General features: G+C 50.6%; 7 protein-coding genes. 3 read left to right on the forward strand and 4 right to left on the reverse strand.

Going from position 1 to position 10,132, the window contains the following annotated elements:
- Positions 1-34: 34 nt before the first annotated feature.
- The 3 genes from ABEA14_RS09860 to ABEA14_RS09870 are packed head-to-tail and all read right to left on the reverse strand — an operon-like array spanning position 35 to position 3,694.
- Positions 35-1,930 (reverse strand): EAL domain-containing protein, encoded by a 1,896-nt coding sequence (locus ABEA14_RS09860; RefSeq protein ID WP_345339807.1) that lies wholly within the window; start codon positions 1,928-1,930, stop codon positions 35-37.
- Complete coding sequence (locus ABEA14_RS09865; protein ID WP_377776231.1) at positions 1,930-2,589, reverse strand: transglutaminase-like cysteine peptidase; 660 nt, start codon at positions 2,587-2,589, stop codon at positions 1,930-1,932. The genes ABEA14_RS09860 and ABEA14_RS09865 overlap by 1 nt, the downstream gene beginning before the upstream one ends.
- Positions 2,590-2,635: 46 nt before the next feature.
- Positions 2,636-3,694, reverse strand: coding sequence for an OmpA family protein (locus ABEA14_RS09870; protein WP_345339811.1), 1,059 nt, complete (start codon positions 3,692-3,694; stop codon positions 2,636-2,638).
- A 281-nt stretch (positions 3,695-3,975) separates the two neighbouring features.
- Between ABEA14_RS09870 and ABEA14_RS09875 the strand changes: the two genes are divergently transcribed.
- On the forward strand, positions 3,976-5,013 hold the full coding sequence (locus ABEA14_RS09875; RefSeq protein WP_345339813.1) for an NADP(H)-dependent aldo-keto reductase: 1,038 nt from the start codon (positions 3,976-3,978) through the stop codon (positions 5,011-5,013).
- A gap of 24 nt (positions 5,014-5,037) precedes the next feature.
- Here ABEA14_RS09875 and ABEA14_RS09880 read toward each other — a convergent pair whose 3' ends face one another.
- Positions 5,038-5,649: a TetR/AcrR family transcriptional regulator gene (locus ABEA14_RS09880; RefSeq protein ID WP_345339815.1), complete on the reverse strand. Its 612-nt coding sequence runs from the start codon at positions 5,647-5,649 to the stop codon at positions 5,038-5,040.
- 140 nt (positions 5,650-5,789) lie between these two features.
- On the opposite strand from ABEA14_RS09880, the gene ABEA14_RS09885 reads away from it, so the two are divergent.
- Together ABEA14_RS09885 and ABEA14_RS09890 are read left to right on the forward strand one after the other, a co-directional pair.
- The gene (locus ABEA14_RS09885; protein ID WP_345339817.1) at positions 5,790-6,887 is read left to right on the forward strand and encodes an efflux RND transporter periplasmic adaptor subunit; all 1,098 of its coding nucleotides are present in this window, start codon (positions 5,790-5,792) and stop codon (positions 6,885-6,887) included.
- Positions 6,884-10,003 (forward strand): efflux RND transporter permease subunit, encoded by a 3,120-nt coding sequence (locus ABEA14_RS09890; RefSeq protein WP_345339819.1) that lies wholly within the window; start codon positions 6,884-6,886, stop codon positions 10,001-10,003. Before ABEA14_RS09885 ends, ABEA14_RS09890 begins: the two co-directional genes overlap by 4 nt.
- The last annotated feature ends 129 nt before the right edge of the window (positions 10,004-10,132 follow it).

Consider the following 10,132-nt stretch of genomic DNA (forward strand, 5'->3'; position numbering starts at 1 on the left):
CTCGATGTAGTGCCCTAAAAAACTTTAAGTGTTATTAGTTCTCGTCAGTTAAGAATCCCTGAATACCGTTAATTTCGCGCTGCCACAAGCGCTCCGCCTGGACTAGGGTTTCAACGGCTGTTGCATACACTGGAACACCAATACTGGTGACGGTATTCACTACTGCGGTGAACAACTCGTTGGCCTCTTCTTCCCTGCACAAGGCTGGCGTTAGCTTGACGTAATCAGGGCGCACCTTCGTCAGGTAGTCCAGGCTCATACCACTGGCACCGCATTGGTCGACACCATAGCCATAACCGAGTTGCTTGAGCACTTGTGCAAAGTTCTTCACCGTTTCAGGTTCACGCTGCAAATTAAGTTCAGAAAGCTCAAACAAGAGTAGCTTACGTTTTGCTTCTGGCAGCCGTGATAAAGCAGCGATGAAACGCGTATCCCGCATTGCGGAAAGCGATAAGTTAACCGCGGTTTTAACCGTGTAAGCTTTGTTGAGTACAGCATCAACAACAGCCTGGTCAAGCACTCCACCCAGCTCAAATTGCTCAGTGACAGGCACAAACAGCCCCGCATGAAGCAACTTGCCCTGCTCATCTACCAATCCTGAAAAAATCTCTTGTTGAACCTTATTTCCATCACGATCCACAACTGGCTGGCTCCTCAGCTCAATCGCCTGCTCTGCCAGTCGTTGCTTCAGTAAAGCTAACCATTGCTCTGCGGTTCGCGAAGTTTCGTTAGCGACAATCTGGTTGCTCCAGAAAACCCGCTCAGCACTGCCTGCTGTACCTCGTATGCCTTCATCCAGACTAGTCATCAGCTGGGCGATAGGCTCAATAGAAAACCTGACACCTGCGATAAAACAGTCGAGACCATGCTCCTGTTCACTGTCTACAGTCAATCGATTCAGTTCATCCGCCAACGCTTGCAACTGCTCTTTCGGGTAAGCAAGCTCATCGGCCCCCAAAACCAGACCAAACTCTTGTGAGGAGAGTCGGCCCAGCTTAAAGCTACTCTCGCCCTGAGAGTCGGTAAAGTGGGAGCGAACAAGCGATGTTGCGGCATTAATGAGATTTCGCCATGCAAAGAAACCAGCATGCTTACGAACACCGTCAAGGTTACCAAACTTAAGCAGAACCATGGTCCCAGGCAGGTTTTGCTCCTGCTTGGTTTTTATTGCTTCCAACAGGGCTTGTCGTGTCATAACACCTGAATCTGGGTCGGTTTGCAGTTTACTTCGTACCTCTTCCAACTGCTTAGCACTCTCCAGGAAACGTCCTTTGAGCAATGCGGTTAACTGATTAAGTACGATGACAACACGACGAAACTCTCGAGTACTTGGCAGCGGAATACGATACTCATAATCTCGCTGTTCAATGGCGTGTGCCTGGTGCTCGATCTGTTTCAATGGCCGGATCAACACTCTCAATGCCAAGGCAGATAACAGAGCCAGTGCACCAAACAGCAGCCCATAAACCATCAACAACCGTGTCGCCAACTGCCACAGCTGCTGGTATACCACACCTGGGTGCCCTTCGACGGTCAGCATCGCCACCTCTGTCCAGCCCAAAGTTAAGGGCGCCTGTGTCACGACAGGGTCTATCTCAAACAGCGATACAAACCACCCAGGCACTCCCTGTGCAATCTCTTCTCTAACACGGGTGATATGGCTTTCGTCCGCAAACAGCTCAACATCAATACGTTTAAGCATGGTGCCGTCAAATGCAGCGTACACTGTACTTTCTGCAGATACGCGATCCAGTGGTTTCAATAGTGGTGCCAGACGCATCCCCAGACTGGTGACAGCATTATCAGTACTGGCTTGTAGCTGCTGCTCCAGGTAGTCAGCGTTGTTTCGAAGGTTCAACGTCATCACAATAGCCAGCGATGCCAGCATTGTAAGCGTCAGTACGATAAAGACCTGGCGGTATAAACTCATCACTCGTTTCCTTCTTGCTTCACCTGCGAGGAGAAGCGCTCCTGCAGCTCTCTCCATAAAGAGATGCGGTCTGATTTACCCACGTGCTTTCCGCTATTTCGTGCTTTGGCTAACCAGAGAAAGTCCGCGTTAAAGCTGTAGATAGGCAAAAGATCATCCCGCTCACCGGCGGGCCTGATTTTCTTGTCAATATTATCAAGCACCAGAGGTTCAACACCCCGACGCTCATAGTAAGTCAGCACCATATGATGTTGGTTGTAATCGAGGGCTTTAACATACATCAGCCGGAGCTTTTCAGCAGGAAAGCCGGCCTCAATCAGGCTGTAGTACTTGGCGATAGCGAAATCTTCACAATCTCCTGCGCCTCGACCAATAAACTCTATCGGCGTGGCCCAATAATCTTCCTGGCCCCAAACATCGATATCATTTGAGAACGTCAGCTGGTTGAAAAAGTCATTGATGATTGTCAGTTGCTCTTCGGGAGATTTGTCGCGGCTGCGCTCAACAGCACTTTGCCAACGCTGACCTCGTTCATAGGCGTCGTCACCAAAAGCCTGCCTTAGCTGTGCAAGCAAATTGGTGAAGTCGAGAGGTGCCGCAGCCCAAAGCCCAGAGAGGCTTAGAGCTGCCAACACAAATACGAGTAATCGACGCAACATGATTCCCTTAGCGGCGGCCGGGTGGCCGCCTTTTGATAGGGTAAGCTTATCGCTCTATCTCTTTTTTCTCTACCACGCTCAAGGTTGCCATAATACGGCGGTTCGCGGCGGCAGCTTCTTTAGTGTTGTCGGTATTTAGAGGCTGGCTCTCACCATAACCTACTGTTTTGACACGGTTACTTTCAACGCCGTATCGTTCAACAAGCTCTGCAGCAACAGCTTTCGCCCGCTTTTCAGACAACATCTGGTTGTAATCTGCAGCGCCCGCGCTTGAGGTATGGCCCTCGATGGTGACACTCAGCTGAGGATACTGCTTCATAAATTCAGCCAGTTCCGCAATTTCAGGCAGATACTCGTCCTTCACCACAGCTTTGTTGTTGTCGAAGTTAACCATCAAGGTTTTGCTGACAACTTCGTCACGATAAAGAGTGCACCCGGATTCATCTACTGCAAAGTTTGATGGGGTATCCGGACACTGGTCGTCCGCATCATACACACCATCTCCGTCACTGTCTTTTGGTGGTTCAACAACCGCAACAGGTTCTTCTACAGGCTCAGGGGCTGGCTCTGGTGCTGCTGTGGGCACAATTGCAGGCTCACCTCCGAACAGGTAGCTCAGGCCCACACCCAAAGTAAAATCGGTGAAGTTTTCATCAATGCCCTGATTCAAGATGAGCTCACCAGCCAAAGCCCAGTCCTGGCTAAATAAATGACGCATCCCCAATCCCAGATGGGCAGCAGTGTTACTGTCGTCAAGGTCGATATAGTCAAGACCGGTGATTATGTATTTTGACTTGTCGTCAAAGTAGAACAGCGCATCAGCCGCGTACCACATGCCCTCATCGTCTTGGCCGTTTTTCAGATCCATGTCGGCATATTCGGCACGCGCGCGCAGACCCACCTCTTCCCATGGATCGATACCGAACATCAGTCCACCTAGAATACCCTCTTCATAAGCGTTGCCCTGATGCTCACGATCATCATCCATTTCAGCAAAGCGCAAAGACGCGCCTACACTCATAGGCATGTTGTTCAGCTCTTCGGCAATCACAGCAGAGCTGAGTAAACACCCTGCAACCAAAACAAACCCTTTATTCATTTTCATCTTGTTCTTCTCTCCTTGAGTTAAAAATACTCACCAAACAACAAGCGGCTGCAGACAACTTGTGAGCATGAGCGTCTATTCTGCAGTCCTAACTAATCTAATTCAAAGGTGTTTTCGCCCTTTGGCAGCAAACAAGTATCACCAGCGACTGCAAAAACCTTAGATGTGTCTCAATTCATCTCATCGTCATTTGCTAGGGTTATCATCAAGCAGTCGATTCGTAGTTATCGACACTCCTGTCGAGAAAGTGTCGAGAAGTGAAAATCGAGTAAGGACACATGATGCGATACCACACACTCCCTAACACAGATCTGCGCGTTTCTAAAATCTGCCTGGGTACAATGACTTATGGCGAGCAGAACAACGAGAAAGAAGCGCACCAACAGCTGGACATGGCTCTGGAACTCGGTGTTAATTTTATCGATGCCGCCGAAATGTATCCGGTACCTCCCAAGCCAGAAACACAAGGGAGAACAGAGAGCTACATAGGTAGCTGGCTTGCTAATCGTGGCAATCGCGAGAAAGTAATTTTAGCCACCAAAGCTGCGGGCCCGGGTGGTCCGGCGGACCATGTTCGTCCCAACCTTAAGTTGGATATGTCGAACCTCCGAGCCGCAATAGACGACAGCCTGACACGGCTACATACAGATTATATCGACTTGTATCAAATCCATTGGCCCGAAAGAAGCACCAATTTTTTTGGACAACTTGGATACGTTGCCAGCCAAGAGGCGGAGGGCACTTCGATATTAGAGACGCTGGAAGCGCTTGATGCTTTGGTTAAAACGGGAAAAATCAGGCACATCGGTATATCCAATGAAACGCCCTGGGGGGTTGCGCAGTACCTGAATCTGGCAAAAATGTACGACCTACCGCGCGCCATAACCATTCAAAACCCCTATAACCTGCTTAACCGAAGCTTTGAAGTTGGGCTGGCAGAGTTTTCTCATCGTGAAGGTATTGAACTTTTGGCCTATTCGCCGTTGGCATTTGGCGCCCTTTCTGGAAAATATCTGGAAGAGCATTGGCCTGAAGGCGCCCGTATGACCCTTTACAAACGCTTTGCCCGCTACTTTACCGCCAAAGGCATAGAAGCCACTCGTAGCTATGTTGATATCGCCCGAAGATTTGGTTTGGATCCAGCGCAGATGGCACTGGCCTACGTCAATTCAAGGCCTTTTGTCGCGAGTAATATCATTGGTGCAACTGACTTGATTCAGTTAAAGATGAATATCCAAAGTGTTGACCTGGAACTGTCTGACGAAGTGATGGCAGCCATTGAACAGGCGCACACCAATAACCCTAATCCGTGTCCCTAGCGGTATGCCCTTTTTAGAGAGCAATTAAACCCCATAGCTCTGTAAAAACAGATCGACACAGGAGCGCAGGTAAGCGATGCGCTCCTGCTCATTCTGGACTAGCGGAACCCCTAGTTCACAGCACATACGATCTCGGCTTTGCGCCATCAACAAAAATTGAGATGAGGCATTGTCGATATTATCAATCTTCAATTTACCTACTTGCACCATACGAAGTAAGTATCCACTCACTTGAGAAATCACTCTTTTGGGGCCTGCTTCGAAAAACAGCTGGCTCAACTGAGGATGAGTATCGGCTTGTGCAACACATGTTCGATACGTCTTTACTGCCTCTTCAGACAGGATCAGTTGATTAAAACGAATTGCTACCTGAACCAGAGTCTCACGAAGATCTGCGTCGGTATCAAACAGTTCGTCGGTTAATTCATGAGCGATACACTTATGCCCTACGGCAGCAACAAACAACTGTTCCTTATTTTCGTAGTGACTGTATACCGTTTGTTTAGAGACACCAGCCTCTTTGGCGATGCGATCCATACTGGTGTTACTGAAGCCCAGCTCGGTAAACAAGGCAATGGCGGCATGTAATATCTGCAAGCGCTTCTCTTCACTCTTAACGCGCCCTTTTACTGCCATATACAACCTCCACAATCACAACAACACACGTTTTGTTACTCACTCATAACAAATCAAACTATACAGTCTAGTTTAGTTAACTTAAGCTAGACTAAGTAGTCCAGTTTATCATATTCATCGATGCCCAAGGAATTACTGCCATGCGCTCCCGGTTGCTTCCCGCTTTAGTCGTTATTGCACTCAGCCAATTCAGTTCTGGCTGCGGACGATCCAGTGCCGATGAAGCCGATTCGACCTATCTTCATCAGGTCGCAGCCTTCGAAGTTCAGCAACAATTGTCATTTAATGTCCCCCGCCAGTTTGTTGGTCTGGTCAGTAACAACGAAGAGGCAAATGTAGGTTTTGAGCAAGCAGGAAAAATCGCAACACTGCATTTTAACGAGGGAGATCGCGTTAAAGCGGGCGACCTACTGGCGACATTAGACACCGAACTGCTTGCGATTCAACGACAAGAACTCCAGGCTCAAGTCGCTGAAACCCAGGCAGAAATCGAGCTGGCAGATGCCAACTTTGAACGTCTGCAAACACTTGCACCCAAAGGTTATGCTTCAGCACAAAGCCTGGATGAAATCACCTCTCAGAAGAACGCGCTGAAATCTCGCCTCAGCCGTCTAAAAGCCAGTCTGGCAGCAAATCAAAGTCGACTAAACAAGAGTGAACTGGCGGCACCATTTGATGCCATCGTTAACAAGCGTCTGGTCTCTCGCGGTGAAGTGGTGATGGCTGGCAGTCCAGCTTTTGAGCTGCTGCAGCAAGGTGGGCTGGAAGTAAAAGTCGGTGTACCTGTCAGACTTCTGCCTCTTCTGGATAAGAAAACTCCATCTCTTAAAATCCAACAACAGGAATTCCCGGCAACACTGCTCACTCGCGGAGGTCAGGTCGACCCCGTCAGTCGGACAGTGCAACTGAGGTACGCACTGCCCGACGATGCCAGCGTGGTTAACGGCCAATTGGCCTATCTGGCCTTAGAGGAAAAGCGTAACAAAACGGGTTTCTGGATCCCACTAACAGCTCTAACTGACGGCATTCGAGGTATGTGGAATGTGTACTTGCTTGTGAATGAGCAAGGCGCCTATCGACTGGAAAAACGCGACGTCACCGTGCTGTTTGCCAATGAAACTCAGGCCTATGTCGCTGGAGCCCTCTCTGATAAAGACAAGATTGTTGCTGCAGGCTTGCACAGGCTGGCGCCGGGTCAGCAAGTTCGCGTCGATGACCAACGCGGAGCATCATTATGATCCGCGCAATGGTTGAGAACGGGCGTTTTGTCGCCCTTGCTATCGCATTGCTGGTGGTGGCAGGCCTGGGTGCCATCAACCAGCTTCCTCGTACCGAAGATCCACGTATCACAAACCGCCAAGCCAGTGTGATCACCTATTTCCCTGGTGCCAGTGCCGAACGGGTCGAAGCGCTGGTGAGCGAGCCTCTGGAAAATCGACTGCAAACCATGCCGGAAATGGATGAGATCACCAGTGTCTCCCGTCCCGGTATTTCGGTGGTGAAGCTCAAGATCCGAGATGATATCTATGAAGTCACCTCCATTTGGAGCCTGGTGAGAGACGAAATCGGCGAAGTCGCGCTGACCTTACCCGATGGGGTGCAGCCGCCCAGCCTGGATGATGACAAGGGTTACGCCTTTACCACACAGATCGGCCTGACCTGGGATGACGATAGCCCGGCAAACCTGGCCTTTCTGCAGCGCTATGCCCGAGAACTGCAGGATCAGATGCGTAATCTAAGAGGCACAGATTACGTTGAAATCTATGGTCAACCAAAAGAAGAGATCCTGGTTGAAATCGACCCCTATACTGCTTCGGCCATGCGCTATTCAACCGCAGAAGTTGCTGAGCTAATAGGTGCTGCCGATGCAAAAATATCCGCAGGTGAGTTGGTTAATGAGGAGAACAAGCTTCAAGTGGAACTCACAGGCGCTCTGGATTCACTGGAGCGTATCCGCCGCATTCCTCTGCGAAGCGATGAACGTGGCTTTATCTATCACCTGGGTGACTTGGCAGAGGTCACCCGCCAGTTGCGCGTTCCCGATACCGAACGGGTATTGCTGGATGGCACACGCGGGATAGTCGTAGCCGTGCGTATGCTGCCGGAATGGCGCGTAGACCATTGGAGCGAATCGGTCAGAGAACAACTGGCTAAGTTCGAAGCGCAACTGCCCGGCAATATCAAAGCCGAGATCCTGTTTGAGCAACAGGGTTATACCGACTGGCGCTTAGGAGAGCTGCTCACCAATGTGTTGCAGGGCTTTGTCATTATCTCGCTCGTGCTCTTTCTGACGCTAGGCTTCCGCGCCGCCATGATTGTTGCAGCCGCCCTGCCCTTGACCGTTATGTTTACCCTGGCCTGTATGAACTACATCGGCCTGCCGATCCACCAGATGTCGGTTACTGGGTTGGTAGTGGCTCTTGGGATCATGGTGGACAACGCTATTGTGATCGTAGATGCAGTCCAGCAGCGACGTCAGCAGGGAATGAGCGCGCTGCAAGCAGTGAAAACATCTGTCACCCATTTCTGGCTGCCTCTGCTTGGCTCTACGATCACAACGATATTGGCATTCAGCCCCATCGTATTGATGCCAGGGCCAGCAGGAGAGTTTGTCGGCGGCATTGCTTACAGCGTTATCCTATCGCTTATCGGCTCTTACATTATCTCTCACACCCTGGTGGCAGGCTTGGCTGGCCGATTTATTACCAGCGGCGAGACCACTCAACATTGGTGGCAACATGGCCTGGCATTTACCCGCACCAGTATCTGGTTTAAGAACTCTCTGAGCTGGAGTCTTAAACACCCGGTCATCACACTGGCTGTTGTATCCGTGCTGCCATTTTCCGGTTTTTATGCCGCAGGCAAACTGACCGAGCAGTTCTTCCCGCCATCTGATCGGGATATGTTCCAGATTGAGCTTTATTTGCCCGCGCAGGCCAGTATTGATGCCACAACAACCATGGCAAGAGCGGTGAAAGAGGCCGTTAAAGAGGAGCAAGGAATTAAGAGCCTGCACTGGTTTATCGGCCAGAACGCTCCATCGTTTTACTACAACATGGTGCCGCGCCAGCAAGGTGCTCAGAATTATGCCCAAGCCATGGTGACAACCACAGACATGGACGCGGCCAATAGCCTGATCCCACAACTGCAACATAAACTGGATGACCGTTTCCCACAGGCTCAGATCCTGGTGCGCAAACTGGAACAGGGCCCTCCATTTAATGCGCCTGTAGAGCTTCGTCTGTTTGGCCCCAATCTGGATACCCTTAAAGAACTGGGCGATCAAGCGCGCGCGATAATGCTAGCAACGCCTTATGTCACTCATACACGCGCCACACTGCAGCCTGGAACACCCAAGGTTTGGCTTGATGTCGATGAAGATAGCAGCCGCCTGAGCGGGCTTAACTTGGCCCAGATCGCCAACCAATTGCAGACCAGTCTGACTGGTGCAGAGCGTGGCTCTATCCTGGAAACCACAGAGACAGTGCCGGTGCGGGTGCGAGTCAGCGAAGAGCAACGCAGTAACCTGCACCGACTTACCGATTTGAATCTGACCTCACCAGAGCACAGACAGGCGATTGCATTGACCTCCCTTGCTACGGCGTCTTTGAAGCCAAGTCGCGGTGCTATTCCTCACCGAGATGGCGAACGGGTGAATGTTATCGAAGGATATTTACGTGCAGACATTCTGCCTGCCGAAGTGCTGACCGAGTTTAAGCAACGACTGGCAGACGCAGACTTTGTGTTGCCTGCTGGCTACCACATGGAGTATGGCGGTGAATCAGCGAAACGGGACAAAGCAGTCGGTAACCTGATGGCCCATGTAGGCTTCTTAGCTGTACTCTTGGTCACCGTCATTGTGGTGTCGTTCAATTCATTCAGAATGACCGGTGTGATCCTGTTTAGCGCGATTCAAGCCGCGGGTTTGGGACTGCTCAGCGTGTTTTTTGGTGGTTACCCGTTTGGCTTCACCGTGATTATTGCCCTGCTCGGGTTGATGGGACTGGCAATCAACGCAGCGATCGTGATCCTGGCAGAGTTTAAAGCGGATCCTGACGCCTTAGCAGGCGATCCTGCGGCGATCCAACACGCTGTTCAAAGCTGTAGCCGCCACATCAGTTCCACCACAATCACCACCGTCGGTGGCTTTATGCCGTTGCTGTTGGCGGGAGGCGGCTTCTGGCCCCCCTTCGCCATTGCCGTGGCAGGCGGTACCGCCCTCACCTCAATGCTGAGTTTTTACTTTGTACCCTGCGCATTTCTGCTGCTGAGAAAGATAAAGCCGTTCTGTAAGAACTTTAAGGCAAATGGCGTGGATGGAGCTTGTGACAGTCAAGTAGCGCTTAAAAACTAAAAGCCCGTCACTTTAATCCTTACCAGAACGAGAGGAGATAAGGTTTTGTACAAACCGGCAGGATAGGTAACAAAACAAACCGGGAACATAGGTTACACATAAGCTGCATGGGTAAGGAGGACTTGCCCA

Origin of the sequence: Corallincola platygyrae, assembly GCF_039544265.1 — a bacterium.
In the GTDB taxonomy this organism is placed as follows: Bacteria; Pseudomonadota; Gammaproteobacteria; order Enterobacterales; family Neiellaceae; genus Corallincola; species Corallincola platygyrae.

Coding starts and splice junctions, on each gene's coding strand:
- ABEA14_RS09860 (WP_345339807.1), bottom strand. CDS start 1,930: ATGAGTTTATACCGCCAGGTCTTTATCGTACTGACGCTTACAATGCTG.
- ABEA14_RS09865 (WP_377776231.1), bottom strand. CDS start 2,589: ATGTTGCGTCGATTACTCGTATTTGTGTTGGCAGCTCTAAGCCTCTCT.
- ABEA14_RS09870 (WP_345339811.1), bottom strand. CDS start 3,694: ATGAAAATGAATAAAGGGTTTGTTTTGGTTGCAGGGTGTTTACTCAGC.
- ABEA14_RS09875 (WP_345339813.1), top strand. CDS start 3,976: ATGCGATACCACACACTCCCTAACACAGATCTGCGCGTTTCTAAAATC.
- ABEA14_RS09880 (WP_345339815.1), bottom strand. CDS start 5,649: ATGGCAGTAAAAGGGCGCGTTAAGAGTGAAGAGAAGCGCTTGCAGATA.
- ABEA14_RS09885 (WP_345339817.1), top strand. CDS start 5,790: ATGCGCTCCCGGTTGCTTCCCGCTTTAGTCGTTATTGCACTCAGCCAA.
- ABEA14_RS09890 (WP_345339819.1), top strand. CDS start 6,884: ATGATCCGCGCAATGGTTGAGAACGGGCGTTTTGTCGCCCTTGCTATC.